The 21685-nt window shown below is 35.2% G+C and carries 29 protein-coding genes; 13 read left to right on the top strand and 16 right to left on the bottom strand.

The annotated features are described in order from the left end of the window. Positions 1-8: 8 nt before the first annotated feature. From L6410_RS09430 to L6410_RS09360, 15 genes are all read right to left on the bottom strand, one after another. On the bottom strand, positions 9-620 hold the full coding sequence (locus L6410_RS09430; protein ID WP_181460291.1) for a Fic/DOC family protein: 612 nt from the start codon (positions 618-620) through the stop codon (positions 9-11). Beyond that, positions 613-801: a hypothetical protein gene (locus tag L6410_RS09425; protein ID WP_000141834.1), complete on the bottom strand. Its 189-nt coding sequence runs from the start codon at positions 799-801 to the stop codon at positions 613-615. The genes L6410_RS09430 and L6410_RS09425 overlap by 8 nt, the downstream gene beginning before the upstream one ends. Before the next feature lie 48 nt (positions 802-849). Then, positions 850-3348: an ATP-binding protein gene (locus L6410_RS09420; RefSeq protein ID WP_237395396.1), complete on the bottom strand. Its 2499-nt coding sequence runs from the start codon at positions 3346-3348 to the stop codon at positions 850-852. Next, positions 3332-3748 carry a TcpE family conjugal transfer membrane protein gene (locus L6410_RS09415; RefSeq protein WP_000348517.1) on the bottom strand — a complete coding sequence of 139 codons (417 nt, stop codon included), beginning with the start codon at positions 3746-3748 and terminating at the stop codon, positions 3332-3334. The genes L6410_RS09420 and L6410_RS09415 overlap by 17 nt, the downstream gene beginning before the upstream one ends. A gap of 9 nt (positions 3749-3757) precedes the next feature. Continuing rightward, positions 3758-3976 carry a TcpD family membrane protein gene (locus tag L6410_RS09410; protein ID WP_000175077.1) on the bottom strand — a complete coding sequence of 73 codons (219 nt, stop codon included), beginning with the start codon at positions 3974-3976 and terminating at the stop codon, positions 3758-3760. Next, complete coding sequence (locus L6410_RS09405; protein WP_237395395.1) at positions 3973-4917, bottom strand: conjugal transfer protein; 945 nt, start codon at positions 4915-4917, stop codon at positions 3973-3975. The genes L6410_RS09410 and L6410_RS09405 overlap by 4 nt, the downstream gene beginning before the upstream one ends. Positions 4918-4930: 13 nt before the next feature. Then, a complete protein-coding gene (locus tag L6410_RS09400; protein WP_237395394.1) occupies positions 4931-5194 on the bottom strand; it encodes a hypothetical protein in 264 nt (87 codons plus the stop codon). A gap of 9 nt (positions 5195-5203) precedes the next feature. Beyond that, positions 5204-5476 carry a hypothetical protein gene (locus L6410_RS09395; protein WP_017648206.1) on the bottom strand — a complete coding sequence of 91 codons (273 nt, stop codon included), beginning with the start codon at positions 5474-5476 and terminating at the stop codon, positions 5204-5206. A 19-nt stretch (positions 5477-5495) separates the two neighbouring features. Further along, positions 5496-5969 carry a hypothetical protein gene (locus tag L6410_RS09390; protein WP_237395393.1) on the bottom strand — a complete coding sequence of 158 codons (474 nt, stop codon included), beginning with the start codon at positions 5967-5969 and terminating at the stop codon, positions 5496-5498. After that, complete coding sequence (locus L6410_RS09385) at positions 5966-6202, bottom strand: hypothetical protein (RefSeq protein WP_000418738.1); 237 nt, start codon at positions 6200-6202, stop codon at positions 5966-5968. Before L6410_RS09385 ends, L6410_RS09390 begins: the two co-directional genes overlap by 4 nt. A gap of 12 nt (positions 6203-6214) precedes the next feature. Then, positions 6215-7450: a replication initiation factor domain-containing protein gene (locus tag L6410_RS09380; protein ID WP_095456119.1), complete on the bottom strand. Its 1236-nt coding sequence runs from the start codon at positions 7448-7450 to the stop codon at positions 6215-6217. Between the two features lie 230 nt (positions 7451-7680). Next, the gene (locus tag L6410_RS09375; RefSeq protein ID WP_237395392.1) at positions 7681-9348 is read right to left on the bottom strand and encodes an FtsK/SpoIIIE domain-containing protein; all 1668 of its coding nucleotides are present in this window, start codon (positions 9346-9348) and stop codon (positions 7681-7683) included. Continuing rightward, on the bottom strand, positions 9345-9791 hold the full coding sequence (locus L6410_RS09370) for a hypothetical protein (RefSeq protein ID WP_001151271.1): 447 nt from the start codon (positions 9789-9791) through the stop codon (positions 9345-9347). Before L6410_RS09370 ends, L6410_RS09375 begins: the two co-directional genes overlap by 4 nt. A gap of 41 nt (positions 9792-9832) precedes the next feature. Then, complete coding sequence (locus L6410_RS09365; protein ID WP_000588994.1) at positions 9833-10126, bottom strand: hypothetical protein; 294 nt, start codon at positions 10124-10126, stop codon at positions 9833-9835. Between the two features lie 30 nt (positions 10127-10156). Next, on the bottom strand, positions 10157-10396 hold the full coding sequence (locus L6410_RS09360) for a hypothetical protein (RefSeq protein ID WP_237395391.1): 240 nt from the start codon (positions 10394-10396) through the stop codon (positions 10157-10159). A gap of 608 nt (positions 10397-11004) precedes the next feature. Here L6410_RS09360 and L6410_RS09355 point away from each other — a divergent pair. The 7 genes from L6410_RS09355 to L6410_RS09325 all read left to right on the top strand — a co-directional run bounded on the left by L6410_RS09355 (position 11005) and on the right by L6410_RS09325 (position 15999). Continuing rightward, a complete protein-coding gene (locus tag L6410_RS09355; protein ID WP_024391372.1) occupies positions 11005-11343 on the top strand; it encodes a helix-turn-helix domain-containing protein in 339 nt (112 codons plus the stop codon). A gap of 147 nt (positions 11344-11490) precedes the next feature. Further along, positions 11491-12285: an MBL fold metallo-hydrolase gene (locus L6410_RS09350; protein ID WP_237395390.1), complete on the top strand. Its 795-nt coding sequence runs from the start codon at positions 11491-11493 to the stop codon at positions 12283-12285. A 234-nt stretch (positions 12286-12519) separates the two neighbouring features. Then, positions 12520-13206 carry a LexA family transcriptional regulator gene (locus tag L6410_RS09345; RefSeq protein ID WP_024391374.1) on the top strand — a complete coding sequence of 229 codons (687 nt, stop codon included), beginning with the start codon at positions 12520-12522 and terminating at the stop codon, positions 13204-13206. A 4-nt stretch (positions 13207-13210) separates the two neighbouring features. Then, positions 13211-14626: a Y-family DNA polymerase gene (locus L6410_RS09340; RefSeq protein WP_024391375.1), complete on the top strand. Its 1416-nt coding sequence runs from the start codon at positions 13211-13213 to the stop codon at positions 14624-14626. Beyond that, complete coding sequence (locus L6410_RS09335; protein WP_024391376.1) at positions 14626-14988, top strand: hypothetical protein; 363 nt, start codon at positions 14626-14628, stop codon at positions 14986-14988. The genes L6410_RS09340 and L6410_RS09335 overlap by 1 nt, the downstream gene beginning before the upstream one ends. Continuing rightward, a complete protein-coding gene (locus tag L6410_RS09330) occupies positions 14981-15274 on the top strand; it encodes a DUF5960 family protein (RefSeq protein WP_024391377.1) in 294 nt (97 codons plus the stop codon). The genes L6410_RS09335 and L6410_RS09330 overlap by 8 nt, the downstream gene beginning before the upstream one ends. Before the next feature lie 32 nt (positions 15275-15306). Further along, positions 15307-15999 carry a PHP domain-containing protein gene (locus L6410_RS09325; protein ID WP_181460275.1) on the top strand — a complete coding sequence of 231 codons (693 nt, stop codon included), beginning with the start codon at positions 15307-15309 and terminating at the stop codon, positions 15997-15999. Positions 16000-16176: 177 nt separating this feature from the next. Here the strand turns inward: L6410_RS09325 and L6410_RS09320 are convergent, their stop codons facing one another. Further along, complete coding sequence (locus L6410_RS09320; protein ID WP_018368558.1) at positions 16177-16947, bottom strand: MerR family transcriptional regulator; 771 nt, start codon at positions 16945-16947, stop codon at positions 16177-16179. A gap of 100 nt (positions 16948-17047) precedes the next feature. Between L6410_RS09320 and L6410_RS09315 the strand changes: the two genes are divergently transcribed. From L6410_RS09315 to L6410_RS09290, 6 genes are all read left to right on the top strand, one after another. Beyond that, complete coding sequence (locus L6410_RS09315; RefSeq protein ID WP_024383347.1) at positions 17048-17938, top strand: cation diffusion facilitator family transporter; 891 nt, start codon at positions 17048-17050, stop codon at positions 17936-17938. A gap of 83 nt (positions 17939-18021) precedes the next feature. Next, on the top strand, positions 18022-18846 hold the full coding sequence (locus tag L6410_RS09310; RefSeq protein ID WP_237395388.1) for a protein kinase domain-containing protein: 825 nt from the start codon (positions 18022-18024) through the stop codon (positions 18844-18846). A gap of 674 nt (positions 18847-19520) precedes the next feature. Continuing rightward, positions 19521-19769, top strand: a complete 249-nt coding sequence (locus L6410_RS09305; RefSeq protein ID WP_236659596.1) for a CpXC domain-containing protein — start codon at positions 19521-19523, stop codon at positions 19767-19769. A gap of 41 nt (positions 19770-19810) precedes the next feature. Beyond that, positions 19811-20425: a CadD family cadmium resistance transporter gene (locus tag L6410_RS09300; protein WP_237395387.1), complete on the top strand. Its 615-nt coding sequence runs from the start codon at positions 19811-19813 to the stop codon at positions 20423-20425. 12 nt (positions 20426-20437) lie between these two features. Then, positions 20438-20776: a Cd(II)/Zn(II)-sensing metalloregulatory transcriptional regulator CadX gene (cadX, locus tag L6410_RS09295; protein WP_000711078.1), complete on the top strand. Its 339-nt coding sequence runs from the start codon at positions 20438-20440 to the stop codon at positions 20774-20776. A gap of 457 nt (positions 20777-21233) precedes the next feature. Then, the gene (locus tag L6410_RS09290; protein ID WP_018381135.1) at positions 21234-21683 is read left to right on the top strand and encodes a CopY/TcrY family copper transport repressor; all 450 of its coding nucleotides are present in this window, start codon (positions 21234-21236) and stop codon (positions 21681-21683) included. The last annotated feature ends 2 nt before the right edge of the window (positions 21684-21685 follow it).

Here is a 21685-nt window from a genome sequence, read left to right as displayed (position 1 = left end):
ATCGAATATTAAATTTTAATTAATATCTTATCAAAAAGTTGTTCTAATTTTTCAAGGTCCCCATATACTGTTCCATCCATATAGAGATTATAAACTTCTGCATTTATTTCAGGAGCAATTTGTCCCATAAAGCCTTTTGAAAATGCTAGAACTCTAATAACCTCCCTCTGAGTACGGCCATTACCTTCTCTGAAAGGATGGAAGTAGTTGAGATTATCTAAAATTTTTGAAAGAGAAGTGATCAGCTCATCCCTTGAATTTGCTTTCTCATGAAATTCAGTTATTAGGCTATTGAGGTACATTTCACCCGATTCAAAGGACTGAATAGGTAGAAAAGCATTTCCACTTTTTGAAATATTAACCTGTCTATAATTGCCAGCCCATTCATAGGTATCTTGAAAAATGTATCTATGAATAGCTAGAATATCTTTGACCGAATATACCATAATAGGATTAAGGTTTAAGTCCAAAATACGTTCAGTTGTCAGAATATGCTCATTTAGACTGGCTTTTTCAGGGTCGGTGATTCCTTGTTTATTTTTTAGTACACTTGAATTTGGATAAGTATAGAGACTGTCTGGGTCAATATACTCATAGCCTTCATATCTATTTCTATCCAAGTTTTAATTCCTTTCGCTTATTAGTAATATAAGCTTTAAAATGTTCAATTTCTTGAACTGTGGGTTGGTAATTTTCAATCATTGAAGAGCCAACCGCGTACCATACGGCATTGAAATCATCGTAATTATCAAATTTAACACCCATGATTGTCAATTCTTCTTTGTTTATATCAAACGTCATACGGAAGTCTCCTTTATTTTTATAAGTCTATTATACCATATCTATGCTTCATACTGCTTGAAGTTTTGTTTCAACTGTATTAAAGAGTTGAGTGATTTCTGGGAACATCCCATCTACAGTAATCCGTTCTTTACGTCCAAAGGTATCAAGATAAATACATTGAGCCATGGTCATGTTACCAATCCATTCTTTGGTCGTGTCCGTTTTAGGAATCTTGAGATAGTCGAGAACGGCATCAATTTCAGTGTCTTCAAGGAAAGCAAATACTGAACCAAAACCTGTTCCATCTTCTTCACTGGATAAGTCATAGACAGATTGCGTAATGAAGACTAAGAAGTTGTTTTCAGAACGTCCAACCCGTTTCATCCGCTTGAGAATTTGTTTTCCAACCGTAGTAGAGTTAAAGAACCATGCTTCATCAAAAAATTCAATTGTTTCAATAGTCCTATCTTGTTTTCCAAATTTGGTGCAGTAGTAACCTAAAGCATACATGATGGTTAGGCTTTTCTTTTCATCAGAAGTCAAATCTACGTTGCGATTATCACTTGGAAGGTTAAGTCCGTTAATTTCTAGGATAGTGATTTTCGAATCAACGGAAATACCTTCATTTTGACCATCCGAAAAACAAAGAGCTAAAATAGATTGATTAACAGCCGTTGATAGGAAATCTCCAGCCTCTTGAACACTGGTATCTGAGTGTTTCATCAAGTCCTGAAAGACCTGTTTCATACCAACTTTTTCTCCACGTTCTCGTTTGGCTAGATACTTATCTAGACTTTTAAGATAGGCATTACGGATTCTGAGACTATTGTCCTTACCAAGCAAAGTGTCAATCATTGAGTCCGCAAGGTCACGGGCTTCTTGACCTTTAAGAAAAACAAGAGGGTCTAAGGCACCGTGATTATTTTCATCCCTAGCATCCAGCGTGATGAAGTTGATTGATTGGATATAATCTTGAAGTTCTTTGAAATCACCTTTTTCCTGATGTTCTTTCAATACTTTCTCATACTGTTTACGCATTTCAGCTTTTGGGTCAATATAAAGAATTTTGGTTTTAAGGAAAGAGTGATAAGTGAAGAGTAGTTTTGTGAGGAAGGATTTTCCTGTTCCTGTTTCACCTATAATTGCAACATGTGGGTTATTGGTTGACTTATCCTTTACTCCTAACTTATTGGCTTGAAGTAAGTTTGTAAAGACAGGAGTAGAAGATGCCTCAATGGCTTTTTTATAGTCTCCTTGCCAAGAATCAATTTGATTATCAATCCGTCCAATTGAAAAGCCGATGTCTGTTCCAATTTTCTTAGTCATGAAGAAGAGATTTTCACAGAAAGCTTTAAGTGACATGGATTGTAGGAAATTTCTATCTTCACGGTCAAGCGTTTCAGTCATTCTATTCTTATAGAAAAGATAAACTTGGTCTGCATTGGATCTAACCACCTCAATAGACAGCTGATTTAGCGTGGCAAATAGGAGTTCATATTTGGCTTTTAGTTCTTCTAAAGTAAAAGCCGTGATAGTTAAGGTATGAAGATAAGTTACTAGAGGTTCGTCTTTATCAAATTTTCCTTGCAAGTCTTCTAGTAAGAATTTACTTTTAATGACAGACCCTTTTTGGACATCTTCAACTTCCTCAGCTTCTGATATAGTATTTTTCAGTCGTTGTCTTGCTCGCTTTGCTTTACCTAGAAGTGAAAAGACACCTTTTGGAAGAGAAAATTGAATTTTAAAGTCTGATTCCACAGGAAAGCGAATAGCTTGTAATTCTTCTTGAAGATGAATGTAAGACATGTTTTCGGGTAAACCGTTGATTGGAAGCATAGCTACATATGACGTTTCTCCCATGTTGTTCAATTTAATGATATTCACATGCTCAAATTCGATATTAGTTTCATCAAGGTTTTCAATGGAATTTTCTACTCGTGCAATTTCAGCATCTTTATTGTAAAATTGACCTCTCATAAATTGAAGACGATGGAGAAAAATATTCTCTTTTGTGCTTAGTGGTTTTGCATTAAGGAGGGAGAGATTGTTTTCAAGGACTTCTTTTTGATTTCGATAGGTTTCTGCCCAATTAACAGGAACCGTTTCTCCAATACCAAAAGTATTCAGTACCAAGTTACGTGAGGAGCGGTAGCCCTCATAAACTACAGATTTTAAGTCCATGGAAATCATTAAAGACTTTAAAGGGACTAGAATATAATACTGATACTCATAGAGTTGTCCAATATCAGTTTCTAAATGGTCAATAGTTTTACTGAGAATGTAGTCAGCAAGGTCACCAACTTCTGAATCCCAATCAATATCTAAAGCTAATTTCTTGTAACGCCCATAGAGGTTTAAATCCATTGGAATCATACGAATTTCAAAGTCGTGATAATTTCTAAGGTGACTAAGAGCGGTATAAACAAGGTCTTTGTGTTTTTCCTTTGTTTTGCCATCAACAGAATTAATGACTTTCGAGGGGATTTGATAGATAGCAAAGACGGAGCCGTCTTTACGAAGGATAAGGTTATCCTTGATGTCCCAAATGTTATTTTGATAGTTCATGTGTCTCCTTTCGTTTTGTGATAGCTTGTGGACGTTTGTATATAATCCCTTTATTTAAGTAGATAGATTCATGTCTCATACCATATTGGAAGTAAAATTTGAGATAATCCCAGAGATAAAAGATAAATGCTTTTCCATCAATTATCAGGTTAGCGAGGGTCTCAGAGAAGACCCAAGCTATAATACCCGATAGCGTTAGTCTTAGTCCCAAAGGAAGAAAAGAAAGTATTTTTTCCGAAGGGAAGTAGAGGATAGAAAAGATGGTGACAGCATAAACAATACGTGAGAATTTGATTGGTGACTGTAGGGAGAAGTCATCATTGATTTTTTGAATCCAATAAGGTTGGCTGAGTGCTTGTTTGTAAGAATAAAGGTGTTTATCTTTTGTATCGCCATCCATATTTGCCTCCTAGCTAAAAATCTTAGAAAAGATATCGGCAACCGAGTTGAGAATGGTTGTAGGATTCTTTAGGAAATAGAAAGAGGCACCACCAATTGCAATAGACATGATAGCTCGTCCAATGCGTTGGTCTCGGACAGCCTCAATGAACTTCCAACCTGCAAATCCAGCAACAATCCATACGCCGATGTTATTTACAAACCATTCAAATAAACTTTGTAGTGTCATTTTGTTTCTCCTGTATTTTCTGTGTGTGATTGGGCATAGTCCTTACTAATCGTGTGAGAAAGTCTTTGAACGTAGTAGGACTGATCTTTTTTTCTAAGCGTGAGGGTGAAATTCTCACTATGGGTATTTCCAGCTATTTCAAATGTGACTTGTGCATAAGCGGTGATAGTTTTACCGTCCTTGGTATAGTAACTGTAATCTAAGCTCTTAAATGTTGTATTCTCAAGAGCCAGTAAGTCATCAGCAATCAAGTCAAGATTTTCTTGATTTGATGTGTAGTTGGTAAAGAAGAGGGTAAGAAACTCATCTCGTTTTTCTTTTGTCTTCTGGTCAGTTTCGGTATCGTCAACGAGTGTAACACTATCACTAGAATCAAATCCTATTGCTTTCGTGTCCGTTAGACGTACGTACCAAGGTAAGCCTGAAATGAAATAAGCACCGTCTTTTTCACCAAAGGGAACCGCAAAACCTGTTGTGATTTCCTGTTTCTCTTTATCCTTACCTGTTGTATAGGTTACTTGATAGGTGGCAATGTCTTTTTCAATCATCAGGATTTTTGCACTGATGAGTTCGGTGGTCGAGCGAACCTGTCCTTGATTTTTAGTTTCTGGTACAACATTGTAAAAGCCATTGAGTTTTTCAATTTGCTCACTTTTAGTTGAACTATCATCAGATAATGTAAAATAGCTTTTCACATAATCATTTAAAAAATATTGCAGTTGATAGTTGATAAGGATATCTTCTTTTTTTACCTCTTGGATGATTGTCTGGGGCTTATTTGAGCGAGTAAGACTTGCAACAATAGATAGAGTTGCTAAGGCAATGATTACCGTTAGCCCACCAAGGAAAAGAAAATTCATTGTTTTTTGATTGACTTCACGTATTTCTTGCCGTTTTTTAGGCTTGATACGTTTAAGAAATTTTGGTTTTTGAGGTAACATTTTCTCTCCTTTCTTAGAGTTGAATTTTAGCGGTCATAGCGCTATTAACAATGACTTCAAGGCTAGATTTTTTGACTAGCCCGCCTTTTTTAAAAATAAATGTTATGTCGTAGTATTGCGCTTCTTGGCTAAGGGTAATTTCTTTACGCTTTCGAAACACCTCTCCTTTGACCATATTTTTGATATGGTCTTCGTTTTCTTTTAAAAATTCCTGTACAAAATAAGACAGGCGAGCTCTAAACTCACCTGTATCTTGTTTTAACATTTCAATTTCCATTGGCCCTCCTTATTTATTTGATAGTTCTTGGAGTTTGTGTCCTTTAGCTGCTAACTGTTTTTGAAGGCGACTGACTTCACCATTGGTTAGGTAATAACCCTTAAGCTCATTTCGGATAGCTTCTAGTTGGTCGGCAGGGAGATGGATAACTTCTTCTGACTTGAGTAAGTTATGGAGTCGCCCAGCGGTAGTCCAAGCCTCTTCTAAGTGATAGCTAGCTAATTGTGTTCCAAGTTCTGAGGCAGTTGATAAAATATCTTTTTCGAGTTTTCCTTGTGTCATAGTGTCCCACTTTCTTTGTTTAGCCGACTTTTCGATAAAAGCCGTTAGGTGTGTTTAATAACTCTCCTGATGAGAGGTAAGCCTGAATACAGTTAATCCAAGTATTAGCTTGGTAGAATATCCTGATGACTTCTGTCTTATCACAGTCTTTAAGGAGAAGATTGAGTGCTTCCACCTCATCTTTACTAGCAAATTTGTAATAGACTGAAATGACATCTAAGACTTTCCAATGGTGTTGAAGTAGGTAAGAAATAATATACTCATCATGGTCATAAAGTTTTTCATAACACAGTTTGAGTAGCCGAATCTCTTGGAAGGTTAGATGAGTGTCAATGTTCCAATCAGGAATACCAGCCACTACTAACTCACTATCATAGGGATAGCCTTTGTCAGCCAATCGTTGTCGAATATCCTCTTCGTCAAATCGTAGCAAATCTACATGAGCTAACTCTTTTGAATTGCCATTTTGAATAATGCGAATGGTACCAATCATGCATACATCATTCCTTCCACAAATTCATCATATGCTAACCAATCATTAGCTAGGTCATAGGCTTGGTCTTTGGTTAGAATACCTTGTTCAATAAATTTATCCAATTCTTGGCGAATCAGACGGAAAACTTCGCTGAGTTGTAATTCAGAATAAACTTCTTCTTCGTCATTACGATACCAGACCCAAGTTACGCCTTCTGAGCGATAACGAGAGCGAGCAGTAAATAGTTCCATAATATTCCTCCTTTACGTTGTTGTCATCAGTTGATAATTTTCTTTTAGAAATTTCAGTTCATGTTCCATCTTTTCTGTTGGTTTACCTGTGTTTTGAATCATTTTCAGATACTCTGTATTCATGATTTTGTCTGCCTCTTCTACATAAGCAAGCGAGTTTGAGACTTGATAAAGAAGCCATCGGACAGTTCGGTCAATGGAATAAGGTTCTGGTTTGATACTCAATTTGAGCGGTTCAGCAGAACCAAACATCTCTTGCCATTTCTGGTCTGGGATATAGGCTCCGTATTTACCAACACCGTTATAAACCATCATTTCTTGGTTGATTAAGCCACGGGCTAGATTTCCTAATTCTTGCCCCTCTACAAAATGTTCTACCAAGAGATGAGCTTTTCCTTGAGAGAGGCGGATCTCATACCGATTCCAAACCCCAAATATTTCAAGTGCTTCTTCCACGCTAATACCTTCTTTTTGAGCAAATTCATAACGCTTTTCGTAGAAGTTGAAAAACATGTTAGACTTGCGAGAGCCAAAGTAGAGGGAAATTCCTTGGCGTTCCTCTTCATCAGATGAGGTACTTAAATTCCCTCCTCCAATATGACTCCATACTTTCAAGCGGTCAAAGGTCACATAGTTTTGATAAACCTTGTTAATCATATCTGAGAGGTGGAAGTGGTTAGCTTCCTCAGATTTGCCACGATAGAGTTCATCTAGGGCTAGGTCGATACGTGTAACTTTCATATCACTTCGTTCATAAAGCATTTTAGCTAGAAAGTCTTGCCATGTGATACCCTCACGTTCTAAAATCAATTCCATTTGACGACAGCCCTGTCCAGAAAGTTGAAGTGTGACTTGGTAATTATCACGTTCCTCCTTGTCAAAGTAATCAAAGAGCCAAATGTCACCTCGTTTGTAAAGGTGATTATAGGTCATCAAACTGGTTTCCTGAGAAGTAAAGTCCTGAAAGTTAACATAGAGATAGGTCTCTATGAAATCTTTGATATGGTGTACATTCTTAAAAGTGATACGCAAATAGTCAATCATCAAACGTAATGGATGGGAGCTATCGCTAAAGGAATAGCCCAAATGTGTTTTAATTTCCTTGAACTTTTCCAAGGTAAATTCTCGTCTGCCTATTTCATAAGATTTTAGGCTTGAGAGACTCATCTGAGTTAATTCCGCAAATTCCTTTTGTTTTAAGCCGAGACTGGCTCTAAATTTCCTTAATGTTTTACCATCTATGGGAATTCCTCCTTTCTTTTTTCAAAAGGTGTACAGTTTTTAGACAAAAAGTGTACAGGGGCAAAATCACGTCATCCCTTGACCCACAAGGACTAGGGAGGTGTTACTTCGCTGATTTTTCAAATCTCTACCCCCCTATTAGAATATGGGGGTTATCAAAACGATTAGAGGGAACTAACGCCTTACCCGCCCTGCTCTGTTCGCTTCGCCTACGGCTCGCTCACAGGGGCGGGGCGCTATTTCCCTCCAATCGCTGTTTCGCTGAGTGGTTGAAAGAACACCTCCACAGCCTCTTTATAGGTCAAGTTGTTTTTGTCCATTGAATCAAAAATGACCTCTAGGTCATAAAGGTCATCAGGACTGAAAATAAGTTTTCCTCCTTGTCTTTCAAATGTATGGTAGTTGTCTTTTTCAATCAGGTTGACCATTTTTTTAATCTGATCATAGGTCTTGTCTAATTTTTGTTTTGCCTCTGATATGGTATAAGAATCCAATATGAGTTGTTCAGATGGTTGTTCTAAAATAGCCATTTGTGGTTGTTTATTAGATACTGCAATGGCTGGCGTATCGGTTAATGGTGACATTTTTATAAAGGCTTCCTTGAATGAAAAACCTTTGTCAAATGGAACATTAGGAGAGAAAAATTCTCGTGCAATTTCTCCAGCATTAGCAATATAGCCTCGTCCAATAACCTTCTTTCCATCAATCTCATCAATGTACTTAAATTCCTTGTTTTTATTGGCGTCCCCATACATCATAGTGTAGCCTGTATCTTCTAAGTGTCCCACTGAAAGACGTTTCATAAATTGGTCACGTAAACTGGTTTTGATATACTCACCATCAGGGCGTTGCATTGCCATAATGACAAAGATACCAGCTTGGCGAGCTTCCAGAATCAACTGAGTAAGGTATTGATTGACCTGTTGTTGAAGTTGGTAATTCCCTTCTAGTTTTGCCATCAGAGCCGCCCACTCATCAAAGAAGATGAATTTGGGACGAAGTCCAAACTGAGAGAAGTTCATCCCAGCTACAAAGTCTGGGTGATTTTTCATATAGCGGTAGCGTTCCTCCATTTCTTCTACGTTGTCCTTGAGACAAGTGATAATCTCCTCTTTCGTTATAAAAACATGCCCTTGAAAGATAGGGACATCTGCAAAAGAAGAGAGGTCAGACTGTTTTGGGTCACAAATATCAATATCTGCAATTGGTGCTAGTCCGTAAAGAAGAATCATAAGGAGAACCGTTTTACCGCCTCCAGTACCTCCTCCAATCAGTAAGTGTGGTTGCTTCACGTAATCCCAGTAAACATCTTTCATCAATCGTAAGCCTTGCTTGGTCATTTTGACCTCTGAGAGGTTGAGACGACCTGCAAATTGGTCAATGGCAATAGTGTAAGTCACATAGCCTTTAGAGAATTTCTTACCTGTAAAATCGCCATCGTGTTGAATTTCAAGGGTATTTCCTAAGGTTAGGAACTTATCTTGAAACTTGTTTCCTTGAAGGATAAAGGACGCTTTGAGGTCAAATTTACTTTGTTTAAGATAAACTTTGGGAAGGACAATCTTTTCTCTTGTCTGATTATCTCTCTTGATTTTCTTAGAGAGGTAATAGCCATTTTCAAGAAGAAAATTAGCCATAATGCGTAGGCTATCTAGCTTAGAAAAAGCCAATAAATGACTGTAGCAGTAGCGCTGGAGCATAAAGCTGACCACCAAACTACCGAGTAATAGACTTCCTGTTAGTAGTCCATAGAAGATAGGCTGATTGAGCAGGTCTTGATAGTTTAGACCAAGAAAAAAGCCACATCCCAAGAGATATGGCAAGTAGAAGAGGGCAAACGTTATCCCTCTAATATGTTTATGGTATTTTCGTACTCTCCGCCCTCGGTTGTGCCAAAACCTCATTCTTTAGCCTTTCCTTGGTCTGGTTTAGGTGCAGGTGCATTTTTCTTGGCAATGCTTTGTGCGAAGAGCTTATAAACCCCACCAGAAACAGCTGAATAGGTGACAATGATACCTGAAAGTTCCACCTCATCACCGAATTTCAGTCCCAGAGCTTCAATTTCACTTGGTAGCATACCGATAATAGAGAACTCTTCTGTTCCGTGTTGGGTGCTTGATTTAATCGCTACCTTGGTAGATAGGATTTCACCTGTTGGGATTTGTGGGTAAGTTCCATCTTGGTTACGGGGTTGGGTAGTGTCATTTTCATACTTTTGTTCTACTTCATTAATGCCTCGCCATGTCAGTTTACCAAAGACTTCATCAATTTTGAGGGCAGGGGTAATGTCCAAGTAACGCTTATCTGTAATATCTACTTTATCAAATTTCAATCCAACTTTTGCCATATTATTGTTCCTCGTATCTTTCTATTTTGTATTAGGGATTATTATTTCTTAACGACAATCTTTTCAGCAAATACATTAAGAGCTGGTGCCATGTCACGTCCGTTAATGTTATCAGGGTAGAAGATGGGATTAACCAATTCAACCTCAGCGTCTTCTTCAAAGACCTCAGCCGTAGCAGGTGTAATCACGTAAAATTGTAAGTGCTTTTCATTGACTACTTCGTGACGTTGAAACTGTCCTTGTTTCCCAAAAACAGTACGTGGGGCAGTTCCTTGTTTTTCGTAGATGGCAGTGCCAATAAAATCTGGGTTCATTTTGAGTGTTTCTTTAATCATAGTGTTATTCCTTTCAGAGTTATAAAAAAATCAAGCCATAGCTTGATAAGAATAGTAATATTGTGTAATCAACCGTCTATAGTGGTTCCCGTAAAAAGTTAATTCTCCCTGTGGGTAATGTACCTTTTTTAGACGGTTGAGCTGAATATTCAACTGTTCGAGAGTGTCTAGATATAAAAGCTTCAGTAAGTGGCTATCATAGCCATAGACACCTGATGAAAAGGTAAAATTTATGTAAATTTGTTTTAGTTTTTGTTCACAATAAGTCATGCTTTCCTTTCTAAATAGTAAAAGCTACTAGTAGAAGGCGATGTCAGACTAGTAGCTTATGTGTTAAGAGATGAAACTTGCTCGAAGATTTCCCGTCTTGTCATGGCAAGTCTTCATCAATAGTTATTTGGTTGAGAAAGAAGAGCATTCTTTCTCACGGTGGCAACGTTTAGCAAGGTGCATTGCATCAATTACCATCGCTTTCCCAGCCAATCCGCCAGACCGATACTCGTATCTCGAAGATTCTCTTATGCGTTAGTCGCAAAGCCAGTTCACTTTACTATTCGGAAAAGTGCTAAAGTCCGATATGCGTGTGGATATCTACATAGATGCAGAATCCATCTCCAACCAGTACACGGACTTGACATTTATGACAGGTGTGATACAATAAGGTTACGAAGTTTATTGTGTGTTTGTCGGTCAGTCCTCTGGTTGTCAGACGCACATTTTTTATTGAGATTTCAAGGGACATTGTTTGGTTTCGGATAATGCTTATTATTTTTTGAAACCTATACAACTTTTAAGTTGTTAAAAACATTATACAACATAAAAGTTGTAGTGTCAATCCTTTTATCAAAAAAACGAAAAAAATTAACAAGAGGTTACTCATGGGATTCCCAGAACGTTTAAAAGCCTTACGTTTAGAGGCTAACTTAACTCAGAAGGATATGGCAGAAAAATTTGATATTTCCCAACAAGCTTATGCAAAATGGGAAATGGAATCAGCAAATCCAACAAAAAATGTTATTACTAAACTAGCTTCATTTTTCAATGTTACAGTTGATTACTTAGTTGGTAATACAAACTATCGGTCAAGTGAAGAAGTAGAGCTTTCAGAAATTGAAATGCTTTACCGTACTATTTCTCTTAATATGACAGATGAAGAAAAAGTAGTTTTTAAGCAAGAACTTCTTGATTTTATGAAAAAAAAGTCAGAAATTGTTTGATGTTAATAAGAAATAATAGACTATTTCTCAAGAGTAAAAATTGAGTAATGTATAGAAATTATTATTAAAAAATAAAATATTAATAGTGCTCAGAATTAGAATTATCTGGTAGTTACAATGAAAAGAAATTAATTAGGAGTCTAGTATATGAAAATAACAGCTTTAGTAGAAAATGTATCAACTTCAGATTTGAAGGCTAAACATGGTTTGTCACTCTATGTAGAAACTAAAAAGCACAACCTCTTATTTGATTTAGGACCCGACCAAACTTTATTTAAAAATGCTAAAAAAAGAAATATTGACTTAAAAAAAGTTGATTCTGTCATTATTTCACACGGACATGTTGACCATGGAGGTGCTATGAAGAATTTTTTAGAAATCAATAAAATAGCAACAGTTTATGTTCAAAGACAAGCTTTTGAACAGCATTATATTAAGGTTTTGGGAATTAAAATTCCTGTGGGAATTGATAAACGTTTATCTCTACACCCGCAAGTTAAACTAATAGATGGAGATTTTAGGATTGATGAGGAATTGTCACTATTTACCGTGGAAAATAAAAATCAATTTTATTCTACAGCTAATGAATCTCTTTATGATAGTAATGGAAGGGATAATTTTAATCACGAGCAGAATCTCTTAATTTCAGAAAATGAAAAAGTTATATTTACAGGATGTGGACATTCAGGTATTGTTAATATTATAGAAAAAGCTAATAACTATAATCCGAATTATTGTATTGGTGGTTTTCATCTTTTTAACCCAGTGACAAAAATAACGGTTAATTCTAAGCTATTAAATGATTTAGCATTGAGACTAAAAAATTACAAAAATATTCGCTTTTACACCTGCCATTGTACTGGTAAAAAAGCTTTTAAATATATGTCAAAACAGATGAATAATCTAGACTATTTATCCTGTGGTCAAAATTTAGTAATCTAAAAAGTAGGTCATTATTTACCTATTAAATCCCTTGGACAAAGAAATTTAGAAGCGTATGGTATAAATGTTATTAGGTTTAAATGATTTAACAAAGCAATATATAATTATTGGTGGACAATTGTCCACTTTTTTTATATAATATTGTCAGTTGAAAAACTGACAATATTGTGGTATTGGAAATGACTTTTCAAAATAAATTCCGTCACTAAATGTTAAAGAAAAATAGGAGGCAATATGTTTTCACCAGAAGTTTTAAAAAAACGGCGTTCCGAATTGAAAATCAGCCAAGCGGAAATAGCCCGTCAATTAGGTATTTCTCGGCAATCTTATTTTACTTGGGAGAACGGGAAAACAAAACCAAATGGTAAAAATATTGATAAGTTAGCTGATATTTTAGGAGTACCTACTAGCTATTTTGAATCAGAGTATAAAATTGTAAAAACTTATTTACAACTCAATGCTATCAATCGTGAGAAGGTTGAAGACTATGCAGAAGACCTTTTGACAGTACAACAACAGGATAATGTTGTTGAGCTCTATTCTATACATGTTCTTGATGAGGTAGCCCTTTCAGCAGGTATTGGTGAAAGTATTTATGGTGAATCCGAATCGGTTGAAGTTTTTTCGGAAAAGGATTATTCATATGACGTGGCAACTTGGATTAAAGGAGATTCCATGGAACCTGTTTATCTAAGTGGCGAAGTAGCATTGATTCGTGAAGGAGGCTTTGATTATGATGGTGCTGTCTATGCTGTCGTTTGGAATGAGAGAGCCTATATCAAGAAAGTTTATCTAGAAGATGAAGGATATCGTCTTGTGTCCCTGAATCCTGATTATTCAGATATGTTTGCCTCAGCAGAAGATAATCCAAGAATTGTTGGTAAAATCATAGGTCATTTCATGCCAGTAGTGGGAGGGTAAACTCATGGGCTATTTTGACTATTCAAGAGAGCCTAAAAGTGATATTGCCTTTATTGATATGAAGTCCTTTTATGCTAGTGTTGAATGTGTAAAGCGAGGACTACACCCTTTAAAGACTTCTCTGTGTGTGATGAGTAGAGCAGATAATTCTAATGGTTTAATTTTAGCTTCATCACCTATGTTCAAAAAAGTCTTTGGCAAAAGTAATGTAGGACGAGTGTATGATTTGCCTTTTGATATTCATACCCGAAAGTTTTCATACTATAATGCCAAGCGACAGGGAATTGAGATTACGCCAGAATATGTCCGTTATATTGAAGAATGGGCAAAGGTGACTTTTATAGTTCCACCTCGAATGAGTTTATACATAGAAAAAAATATAGAAATTCAACATATTTTACAAAATTATGGTAGTCCAGAAGATATTCTTCCTTATTCGATCGATGAGGGATTTATTGACCTGACAGGCTCACTCAATTATTTTGTACCTGATAAGAACTTGTCGCGAAAAGTTAAATTGGATATGATTTCTAGTAAGATACAACATGATATTTTTCGACAGACAGGAGTTTATTCAACGGTTGGTATGTCAAACAGTAATCCTCTATTGGCCAAATTGGCTTTGGATAATGAAGCCAAAAAGACAAAAACCATGCGTGCCAATTGGTCTTATGGAGATGTGGAAACCAAGGTTTGGGGTATTCCAGAAATGACAGACTTCTGGGGGATTGGTAGTCGGATGAAAAAGCGCCTCAATGCACTAGGTATTATGTCTATCAAAGAGTTGGCCAATAGTAATCCAGATATTCTTAAAGCTCATTTAGGCGTTAATGGTGTTGACCTCTTTTTTCATGCGAATGGGATTGATGAAAGTAATGTCCACAAACCCTACAAACCAAAATCAAATGGGATAGGTAATTCACAGGTTTTACCAAGGGACTATATCATACAGAGAGAGATTGAAATAGTTCTTTCTGAAATGGCTGAACAAGTAGCTGTAAGGCTCAGAAAAGTAGGTAAGAAGACTACCTGTGTTTCTATAGGAGTGGGATATTCACGTAGTGAGAATAAGAAGAGTATTCATGCTCAGATGAAGATTGAACCTACTAATCAGACAGAAACGCTAAAAAATTATGTTTTGTCCCTTTTTCATAAGAAATATAGTTCTGGTGCTATTAGAAGTGTCAGCGTTTATTATTCTCAATTAGTAGACGAATCCTTCGGACTTATCTCTCTATTTGATGATATTGAAAAAATTGAGAAAGAAGAAAAACTCCAATCAGCGATTGATACCATCAGACAACAATTTGGCTTTACTTCTTTATTGAAAGCTAATGCTTTATCAGAAGGTTCACGAGTAATAGCTAGAAGTAAATTGGTTGGTGGTCACTCAGCAGGAGGATTGGACGGATTAAACTAGTGATAGATAGAAGTTACTTACCTTTTCAATCAGCAAGAGAACACCAAGACCGTGGTATGATGAAGTGGATGGGCTTTTTCTTGTCAGAACATACCACATCATTGGATGAAGAAAAACACAAAATACAGTTTACAGATGAACTTAGCTTGCTCGACAAGCTAACTCTTATCTCACAACTCTACATAGGTCAGCATACAGGTCAATTTAACGTAAAAAAAGATAATCAAAAAGTCACCTATCAAGGACAGGTGACAGAAATATCCAAAGATGAAATAGTGGTTAAATCAGATAGTCGATTTCATTTGATTAACGTTAATGCTATTTTAGATATTCAATTAGTAGAGGGAGGAGAAGATGAATAGGAGAGAGCTTTACAAAGACAAGCTACAGATAGATTATTTTTCAGAGAGCTACATCAAATTTGAAGAAGATTTTTATCGCTACTCAGCAGATAACACGCCATTAACTTTTATCATTGATGATATTCTATTGTCTATGGCTTTATCTCATAAAAATTACTTTAGGCTCAATAAGCAAAAATCTGTAGATGGCCGAGACCATTATTTCTATTTTCAGGTCACCTTGGATTCAGATAATAAAAATATTTGTAAGTTTAGATATACTGGTCAATGTACTACTAGTATCTAAGTAGTATATGGAAAATCATAAAAGAGAGAGAGATGAAAAATAATTTAGAAGCAAAACATGCATATAGAAAAATTAGTGATGAAAAAAATAAATTTGGAAGTTATCGTAAGACTTTGTTTCATGTACATACTCCAGAATCCCATGATTATAGATTATTTAAAAGATGGAAAGAGTTACCAGAAAATGATTGGAATAATTTAACCATTGATGACTATATTGAAGAGGTTAGAAATCAAAAAATATTTCCGAATGAATTATTTAAGACAGATAAACATGAAAAGATTTTATATGAAAACTACCTTGATAGTGGATTTGATAGTGAAATAGAAAAGATTTCATTTTTAACGCTTGTTCAAAATCTTTACAATGAAAACATATCAGTGGTTGTAGTATCAGACCATAATACCATATTAGGTATAAAAAAATTAAAAACTGCTATTAAATTAGTATCTGAATTATCTCAGAATAAATGTAAAGAGTATATTGAAGTAATAAATGGAGTGGAAATTTCTTGTGCAGATCGAGTACATGTTTTGATAGCTTTCCCAGATAATAAATTTAAAACTATGCAGGATTGGCTTGATTATAATCTAGTGAGTGTCAATGAAGGTTCTTTCAAGTCCAGTCTAGAAATATTAGATACATTGATTTTCATCAGCATCATTTTATTACCAAATAGTTTACAAACTTCTTTGGTCTCTAAAAAGTATTCCCTTCGTTCTTAGGCGGATAAGAACCTTTCGCCAGTATCTCCGATAGTGATAAGAAAGGTGGTAGGTAGTTTGCCATTTTTTACAAATGTCAATTGTCTCCAAGACTTCTTGGAGTACTTCGGAGTTGAGATTTTTTGAGATTAAATAATGTGCATGGTTATATCGAATAGGAGAAGAGGTGTAATCGTTTCATAAAAAATATCTTAATTCTAAGTGAGGGTTAGTAAACTTATAAGGACTTTCGATAGTTTCTAAGATTAGTATTTCTTGAATATCTTGATCGGTATTTAGCTCATTAATCCTTTGAATGATATTTTCCTTTGTGATGTGCTCTCCGTGTACATGAGCCCCCTTTAGGCAGAGTGTATTTTCTAGTTTATGATTAGAAAAATGCTTTATTTTGCAAGCTAAATACTGTATCCAAGAATCTTTACTCCTTTTAAAATAGCATCCAACTCTTTGATTGAAAGCTGCTGACGACAACGATAACGCAGTAAGTATATCATTTATCTTAACATAATAATCATCAGATAGCATCTCCCCTTCGAAAGGAATTAATAGATAATCCTCATCATTAGTTTCCATATGATAGTGAGATGTTTGATCTAACTGCTTTGATAGTTTAATTTGCAATTTAAAATCTTCTATATGGGCTTTATCTTTTTTTAGAGTCTGTTCTTTTTCTTCTATAATTTTTTGTGCTAACTGCAGTATTTCATCCATTAGTATTTCATTTTTTTCGTTGATAAAATGACGAAATGTCTTTAGTGGAATCCCGTAGTCAGCGCATATTTTAATAGTTTTTACATATAGGACGGTAGCATGAGAATAGTACCTATATGAGTTATTTGGATCGATGTATGTTGGTTCTAAAATATTAATGGATTCATAGTAACGTAGAGCCTTAATGTGTATATTCGATAGTTTACTAAGTTGACCGATTGTTAAAAAAGATTTCATGAAATTCCTCTTGACATTACCGTAAAGGTATAGTTTATATTACAAGTATACCAAAATGTTTATCTAATTTCTAGCTCATTTTTGAAGGGAGTTGTACTTAATGAAAACTGAAAGAAATATTTTGATAGCTTTACTATTAAATTTATCATTTACAATTTTTGAAATACTTGGCGGACTATTGACAGGGAGTATAGCAATTATATCAGATGCCATACACGATTTAGGTGATGCCATCAGTATTGCGATCTCTTATTTATTAGAAAAGAAAAGTAAGCAAAAACCAGATATTGCTTATACATTTGGATATAGTAGATATTCTGTATTAGGAAGTTTGGTGACAACAACAGTATTGGTCGTAGGTTCAATAATCACCTTATATAACGGTGTCATGCGAATCGCGACACCTGTGGATGTACATTATGACGGTATGATTATTTTTGCCATCGTTGGTGTAGCAGTGAATGCAGGCGCTACTTATTTTACAAGGTCAGGCGAGTCACTTAATCAAAAAGCAGTAAATTTACATATGCTTGAAGATGTATTGGGATGGCTAGTCGTTCTATTAGGGGCAATTATAATGAAATTTACCAATATGACTATTATTGATCCCTTAATGTCAGTTGCTGTATCGGCGTTTGTATTGTCTAATGCTTTAAAAAATGGTAAGCAGATTATTGATGTTTTGTTGGAAAAAACGCCAACTAATATGCCTGTTGATGCGATTATCTCAAATGTGTTAGCGATTGATGGGGTTGAAAGTATCCACCATTTACATGTATGGACACTTGATGGTGTTAATGCTCTTGCAATGATGCATATCGTGCTAAATAAAGATAAAAGTGATATAAAAAAAGTCATTCGAGAAAATTTAAAATTACAAGGTATCAAACATGTGAACATCGAACTGGAGCGTGTAGGTGAAGCATGCATAGATAGTCATTGTCATATCGAAGATAGAACACAGCCACATCAACATTATCATAGTCAATAATAATATATGTGATTATTAACTATAAAGATGATGGTTAGGAAACTTTACCTAAACTTTGGAATAAGCGAGAAGTTATGATTTTCATGAATAATGTTTTGAGTAGATTATCCAAAGTCTATCAACTTTCTAAAAAGAACAATGGTATTATTCGTGTATATGATTTTGACCTAGATAGCTGTTCGTATACTATGGAGAGAGCTGATAGTACATTAGAGAATTTTGTAAAAGCGAGTTCTTTAAGTGATAAGTCTAAAATAAACATTATTCGACAAATTGTGCATACAATCTCCCTCGTTCACCAAAGAGGTGTCCTACACCGAGATTTAAGCCCGACAAATATTTTCTTTGTGGATAATATCATAAAACTAGCTGATTTTGGATTAGGAAAGAACCTAAATACTCTAACTTCCCACCAAACTATGGGTACTGCGTCCTTTGGGGAACTTTTCTATTGTGCTCCCGAGCAACTAACTTTATTGAAAGATGCTGATAAACGAAGTGATGTTTTTCCATTAGGATGTATTATTAACTTTGTAATGACGAGAAATCCAGAAGACTTTTCGTACTTCTTGCGTCCAGTAAGTGAAAAAGCTCCAAATCTTAATCCGGACTATAGATATGACGATGCAATTGATATGTTAAATTACCTAAATAGGTGGTTCCATATTAGAACAGCTGAAAACTTTGAGACAATGATTTGGGATAAGATCGAAAGCAGGGATTTTGATTCTGATGTTGAGAGCTATATCTATGAAATGACAGGTGCGAACTTGTGTAAAAAATGTATCTTTAAAGGTAGTGTTCTTGTAAGAGCGTTGTTGCGCTTTATGCAAATTGATGAGGAACAGGGTAAAAAGTTGATTCAATCGGTCCATTCAAGCTATAGGAGTTTTTCTAAAAGATTTTGAAGATGCGGATGTATTTGCAAATCTCTCTTATCAGATATTGAAGGGGAACTATCCTTACCCAATAAATGAGATTGCAGCAGATATGCTAAGGCATGTGACCTATGAAGTTAATTGATTTCATACATAGGATAAAATTCAGGAATTATTAGCTAGAGGGGGAGAATCGCTTATTGAAGAGATTTTAGAAAGATAGTCAATACTAGGACTACTGTTTCGTTCCACAGTATAATTCTAAAATCACTTTTACTCACTTTCGTCTATTAGTATAGAAGAAAGCTCTCAGCACACGTCGAGTGTGTTGCTCTGCTCGTAAAAGCCTAGAAACATTGGAACGAAAGGGATACTGAAAAGCCTTGAAACCAAGGCTTTTTGCTTTATGGTGGGGAAGTATCAGAGTGAGAAAATTTTTGGAATGAGTAGAAGTAATAGCTAGAAAATTTCAGTTTCTATTTCCATTTACCCTGTGGGTACGTGTTTGTTTCCATTGACAAGGAGTTTGTGGGAATAGAAACGTACCCACCTTTAATATCTCCAGAATGGGCGATTGAAGTGTGAGTTCTGAAATTGATACAATTTAACTTTTTTTGAAAAAAATTCCAAAATTTATTTTGCATTGTGAATATAATAAGTGAGAGCAAGTTGCTTACTTAATAATGATGAAGAGGAAAAGTAGAATGACAACAATTTTTTTAATAAAAACAAACTGCACTAATTGCGGAAAACAAAGTACTTTTGAAAGATTTGATAGGGTTTATGCGGTGAAGCCCCCTGAGATTGTTTCTGCTATTTTGGACTGGGATTTCTTTAAATTTACCTGCCATAACTGTAACCATATGGTGCTAATTGATTACCCAACAGTCGTAGTAGATGAAGAACAAAAAATAATTATTCAGTATGACCTCTTTGACATCTACAAAGTTTAATGTTAAAATACATTCAAAAATATATTTGAATGAGGTATTTTATGATTCAAAATGTTGTTACTTCAATAATCCTGTATTCTGGGACAGCCGTAGACTTACTTATTATCCTAATGTTATTTTTTGCCAAAAGAAAAAGCAGAAAAGACATCATTAACATCTATTTAGGACAATTTCTAGGCTCTGTTAGTCTAATATTGCTAAGTTTGCTTTTTGCATTTGTCTTAGATTATATTCCTAGTAAAGAGATTTTAGGTTTGCTCGGTTTGATTCCAATTTTCCTAGGCCTCAAAGTTTTGCTTTTAGGAGATTCTGATGGAGAAGCTATTGCAAAAGATGGTTTGCGAAAAGACAATAAAAACCTGATTTTTCTAGTCGCTATGATTACTTTTGCAAGTTGTGGCGCTGACAATATTGGTGTCTTTGTCCCATATTTTACTACCTTAAATTTAGCAAATTTGATAGTGGCTTTACTTACCTTTTTAGTCATGATTTTTCTCTTGGTTTTCTCTGCCCAAAAATTGTCACAAGTCCCTTCTGTTGGAGAAACTTTGGAAAAATATAGCAGATGGTTTATTGCCGTTGTCTATTTAGGATTGGGGATGTATATCCTGATTGAAAACAACAGCTTTGACATGCTATGGGCTGTGTTAGGCTAGGAGAAAAAAATTATGAAAAAAGATAGTATCTGTCAAGTGGATGTTATAAATCAACAAAATGTTACAACCGCAACGAACTACCTTGAAAAGGAAAAAGTCCAAAAATCACTTCGCATTTTATCAAAATTTACCGATAATAAACAGATAAATATCATCTTTTATCTCCTTGCCGTCGAAGAACTCTGTGTCTGCGATATAGCCTGTTTATTAAATCTCAGTATGGCATCTGCCTCCCACCATCTTCGTAAACTAGCCAATCAAAACATCTTGGACACTAGAAGAGAGGGGAAAATTATATATTATTTTATAAAAGATGAGGAAATCAGAGATTTTTTTAATCAACTAGGATAACAACTATTTTTACTACTTTTCCATGATTATAGGGAGATTATATATGAAATTTTTGATGAAAATTACTCACAAGAAATACCTACTCGTATCAAATGTTTAAGAAAAAAGTATAATTTAAAGCAAAGCGACCTACGATTATATCAGCGTTTACAGACATTCAAGAGAAATCTCTTGGATGTCTTTTTTGGGCTAAAGCAAGGCTATGATTAGCCTTGGCAAATTTGCCTAACAGCTCCAAACCTGTCATCAAATGAAATCGATGACTTATCAGAATGAGTCGTAGCCTTCATCTCACAGTATAGGTAGATGGCTAATTTCATTTTAAAACTTTCAGTTTTAAGGGACTGACCCCAAAAAGTGAGAATTTAATAAAAAGACTTGACAAATTTCGTTTACAATAGTAGACTTGTTTTGAACACATTCGTTTACATTTGTAAACGACAAAGAGGAAAGGAAAATGAGCACAATAGAACTTAATACTTCTATCACAGATGCTGAATGGGAAGTAATGCGTGTAGTTTGGGCAAATGATCGAGTAACTAGTAAAACAGTCATCTCTGTATTGAAAGAAAAAATGGACTGGACAGAATCCACTATCAAAACGATCTTAGGTCGATTAGTTGAAAAAGGCGTACTAAATACAGAGCAAGAAGGTAGAAAGTTTATTTACACTGCCAATATTGTAGAGAAAGAAGCCGTAAGGGATTATGCAGAAGATATTTTTAACCGTATTTGCAATAAGAAAGTTGGAAATGTAATAGGAAGCATCATTGAAAATCATGTCTTAAGCTTCGATGATATAGATCGACTAGAGAAAATATTAGAGATAAAAAAATCTTTCGCAGTAGAAGAAGTGGCTTGCAATTGTCCAGAAGGACAATGCGAGTGTCATTTACATCATCATTAACA

The sequence above is a fragment of the Streptococcus parasuis genome, assembly GCF_021654455.1.
Taxonomy (GTDB): Bacteria; Bacillota; Bacilli; order Lactobacillales; family Streptococcaceae; genus Streptococcus; species Streptococcus parasuis.
Note: the sequence above shows the minus strand (reverse complement) of the source record. Positions and strands in the feature narration are given on the sequence as shown.

What these genes read in the sequence shown, in the direction of transcription:
- L6410_RS09290 (WP_018381135.1), top strand. Translation starts at nt 21,234, where the DNA reads ATGAGCACAATAGAACTTAATACTTCTATCACAGATGCTGAATGGGAA.
- L6410_RS09425 (WP_000141834.1), bottom strand. Translation starts at nt 801, where the DNA reads ATGACGTTTGATATAAACAAAGAAGAATTGACAATCATGGGTGTTAAA.
- L6410_RS09355 (WP_024391372.1), top strand. Translation starts at nt 11,005, where the DNA reads ATGGGATTCCCAGAACGTTTAAAAGCCTTACGTTTAGAGGCTAACTTA.
- L6410_RS09315 (WP_024383347.1), top strand. Translation starts at nt 17,048, where the DNA reads ATGAAAACTGAAAGAAATATTTTGATAGCTTTACTATTAAATTTATCA.
- L6410_RS09375 (WP_237395392.1), bottom strand. Translation starts at nt 9,348, where the DNA reads ATGAGGTTTTGGCACAACCGAGGGCGGAGAGTACGAAAATACCATAAA.
- L6410_RS09385 (WP_000418738.1), bottom strand. Translation starts at nt 6,202, where the DNA reads ATGGAACTATTTACTGCTCGCTCTCGTTATCGCTCAGAAGGCGTAACT.
- L6410_RS09400 (WP_237395394.1), bottom strand. Translation starts at nt 5,194, where the DNA reads ATGGAAATTGAAATGTTAAAACAAGATACAGGTGAGTTTAGAGCTCGC.
- L6410_RS09325 (WP_181460275.1), top strand. Translation starts at nt 15,307, where the DNA reads ATGAAAAATAATTTAGAAGCAAAACATGCATATAGAAAAATTAGTGAT.
- L6410_RS09330 (WP_024391377.1), top strand. Translation starts at nt 14,981, where the DNA reads ATGAATAGGAGAGAGCTTTACAAAGACAAGCTACAGATAGATTATTTT.
- cadX (WP_000711078.1), top strand. Translation starts at nt 20,438, where the DNA reads ATGAAAAAAGATAGTATCTGTCAAGTGGATGTTATAAATCAACAAAAT.
- L6410_RS09350 (WP_237395390.1), top strand. Translation starts at nt 11,491, where the DNA reads ATGAAAATAACAGCTTTAGTAGAAAATGTATCAACTTCAGATTTGAAG.
- L6410_RS09360 (WP_237395391.1), bottom strand. Translation starts at nt 10,396, where the DNA reads ATGACTTATTGTGAACAAAAACTAAAACAAATTTACATAAATTTTACC.
- L6410_RS09420 (WP_237395396.1), bottom strand. Translation starts at nt 3,348, where the DNA reads ATGAACTATCAAAATAACATTTGGGACATCAAGGATAACCTTATCCTT.
- L6410_RS09395 (WP_017648206.1), bottom strand. Translation starts at nt 5,476, where the DNA reads ATGACACAAGGAAAACTCGAAAAAGATATTTTATCAACTGCCTCAGAA.
- L6410_RS09345 (WP_024391374.1), top strand. Translation starts at nt 12,520, where the DNA reads ATGTTTTCACCAGAAGTTTTAAAAAAACGGCGTTCCGAATTGAAAATC.
- L6410_RS09365 (WP_000588994.1), bottom strand. Translation starts at nt 10,126, where the DNA reads ATGATTAAAGAAACACTCAAAATGAACCCAGATTTTATTGGCACTGCC.
- L6410_RS09370 (WP_001151271.1), bottom strand. Translation starts at nt 9,791, where the DNA reads ATGGCAAAAGTTGGATTGAAATTTGATAAAGTAGATATTACAGATAAG.
- L6410_RS09415 (WP_000348517.1), bottom strand. Translation starts at nt 3,748, where the DNA reads ATGGATGGCGATACAAAAGATAAACACCTTTATTCTTACAAACAAGCA.
- L6410_RS09340 (WP_024391375.1), top strand. Translation starts at nt 13,211, where the DNA reads ATGGGCTATTTTGACTATTCAAGAGAGCCTAAAAGTGATATTGCCTTT.
- L6410_RS09300 (WP_237395387.1), top strand. Translation starts at nt 19,811, where the DNA reads ATGATTCAAAATGTTGTTACTTCAATAATCCTGTATTCTGGGACAGCC.
- L6410_RS09310 (WP_237395388.1), top strand. Translation starts at nt 18,022, where the DNA reads ATGAATAATGTTTTGAGTAGATTATCCAAAGTCTATCAACTTTCTAAA.
- L6410_RS09405 (WP_237395395.1), bottom strand. Translation starts at nt 4,917, where the DNA reads ATGTTACCTCAAAAACCAAAATTTCTTAAACGTATCAAGCCTAAAAAA.
- L6410_RS09410 (WP_000175077.1), bottom strand. Translation starts at nt 3,976, where the DNA reads ATGACACTACAAAGTTTATTTGAATGGTTTGTAAATAACATCGGCGTA.
- L6410_RS09320 (WP_018368558.1), bottom strand. Translation starts at nt 16,947, where the DNA reads ATGAAATCTTTTTTAACAATCGGTCAACTTAGTAAACTATCGAATATA.
- L6410_RS09305 (WP_236659596.1), top strand. Translation starts at nt 19,521, where the DNA reads ATGACAACAATTTTTTTAATAAAAACAAACTGCACTAATTGCGGAAAA.
- L6410_RS09390 (WP_237395393.1), bottom strand. Translation starts at nt 5,969, where the DNA reads ATGATTGGTACCATTCGCATTATTCAAAATGGCAATTCAAAAGAGTTA.